Below are 2,046 nucleotides of genomic sequence, written 5' to 3' on the forward strand. Positions count from 1 at the left end.
GAGGAGCTCCCGCCCCGCCCCCGGCGACCGCCCCTCGCTCAGGGCCTGGGCGTAGGCGCCCGGGTGCTTGACGTTCCACCACCGCACACCCCCCACGTGGGAGTGGGCGCCCGGCCCCGCGCCCCACCAGTCGGCGCCGCGCCAGTAGAGCTCGTTGTGGCGGCAGCGGCCCGCCTCGCTCGTCGCCCAGTTCGAGACCTCGTACCAGGAGAACCCGGCCGCCGAGAGCGTCTCCTCGGCGATCAGATAGCGGTCCGCGTGGACGTCGTCGTCGGTCATGGGGACCTCGCCGCGCCGGATGCGCCGCGCGAGCTGCGTGCCCTCCTCGACGATCAGGGCGTAGGCCGAGACGTGGTCGGGGCCCGCGCCGATGACCGCGTCCAGGGAGGCGCGCCAGTCGTCGTCGCTCTCCCCCGGCGTGCCGTAGATCAGGTCGAGGTTGACGTGCTCGAAGCCCGCCGCGCGCGCCTCGGCCACGCAGGCCTCCGGGCGGCCCGGGGTATGGGTGCGGTCGAGGATCTTCAGGACGTGCTGCCGGGCGCTCTGCATGCCGAAGGAGACGCGGTTGAAGCCGGCGGCCCGCAGTTCCTCCAGGTAGCGGGGGTCGACGGACTCGGGGTTGGCCTCCGTGGTGACCTCGGCGCCGTCCGCCAGGCCGAACTCGTCACGGATCGCGGCGAGCATCCGGCCCAGGTCGGCGGCCGGGAGCAGCGTCGGGGTGCCGCCGCCGACGAAGACGGTCTCGACCGGGCGGGGGTCGTCGCCGAGCAGCTTACGGGCGAGGCGGATCTCCTCGGCGACCGTCTCCGCGTAGTTCTCGCGGGAGGCGAGGGCGCCGCCGGAGCCGCGCAGCTCGTTCGCGGTGTAGGTGTTGAAGTCGCAGTAGCCGCAGCGCGTGGCGCAGTACGGGACGTGGAGGTAGAAGCCGAGGGGCCGCTGCCCGGAGCCGTCGAGGGCGTGGCGGGGCAGTGCCCCGTCCTCGGGCATGGGCTCACCATCGGGCAGTACGGAAGGCATACCGTCCATTGTCCGGCATGCCGCGCGGTCCCCGTCTCACTCCGCCCTGATCACCAGCAGGGCGAGGTCGTCGTCGGGCGGGGTGGGTGCGAAGCCGTGGACGGCGCGGCGGATGCGTGTGGCGACGTCCTCGGCCGTGAGGCCCGCGCAGCCCGCGAGGGCGGCGGCGAGGCCGTCGCCGTCGTCGAAGAGGCGGTTGCCGGCCTTGCGCTCGGTGACGCCGTCGGTGACGCACAGCAGGGTGTCGCCGTGTGCCAGGTCGAAGGCCTGGCTGCCGTAGCCGACGTCGTCGACGACACCCAGGAGCATCTGCGGCGCCGCGACGCTGCGCACCGACCCGTCGGGGCGCAGGAGCAGCGGCAGGGGGTGCCCGGCGCTGGCGAGGGTGCAGCGGACGCCCTCGCGGTGGGGTGTGAGCTCGCCGTAGAGGAGGGACAGGAAGCGCGGCCCGGTGCCGTTCTCCGCTTCGGCGGCCTCCTCGCCGAGCATCCGGTTGAGCCGGGTGAGGACGTCGCCGACGCCGTACCCCTCCTTCCCGAGGAGCCGCAGCCAGGGGCGGACGAGGCCGGTGGTCACGGCGGCCTCGGGGCCGCTGCCGCAGACGTCGCCGAGGGCGAAGCACCAGCGGCCGCGACCGGCGGCGAAGACGTCGTAGAAGTCGCCGCCGGCGGCCGTGTCGCCGCGGGGTTCGTAGACGACGGCCTTGTCGATGCCGGGGATCTCGGCGACGCGGCGGGGCATCAGCCCGCGCTGGAGGATGCGGCTGATGGTGGCCTGGCGGGTGTATTTGCGGGCGGAGGCGAGGGCCAGGGCGAGGCGGCGGGCGAAGTCCTCGGTGAGGGAGACGACGTCGCCGCTCATGGCGGTGGGCCCGGAGCGGCCCAGCAGGAGGGTGCCGACGCCCCGGCCGCCCGCGACCAGCCGGCAGGCCAGGGCCGAGCCCCCTACGGGGCCGTCGGTCGGGCCGGCGGGGGCGTAGGGCCAGGGGACGGCGCCGCCGGCGGCGGCGCCGTCCCCTGGCCCTACGCC

2 protein-coding genes are annotated in these 2,046 nt (G+C 75.3%); both read right to left on the reverse strand.

Features of this window, described 5'->3' with window-relative positions; genetic code table 11:
* Window positions 1-1,017, reverse strand: a 1,017-nt coding sequence (gene hemW / locus K6I33_RS34535; protein WP_229358751.1) for a radical SAM family heme chaperone HemW, incomplete at its 3' end; no start/stop codon positions are given.
* A 36-nt stretch (window positions 1,018-1,053) separates the two neighbouring features.
* A partial coding sequence (locus tag K6I33_RS34540; protein WP_229358752.1) for a PP2C family protein-serine/threonine phosphatase occupies window positions 1,054-2,046 on the reverse strand: 993 nt, incomplete at its 5' end.

This window comes from Streptomyces sp. UNOB3_S3, from assembly GCF_020740895.1.
Taxonomy (GTDB): domain Bacteria; phylum Actinomycetota; class Actinomycetes; order Streptomycetales; family Streptomycetaceae; genus Streptomyces.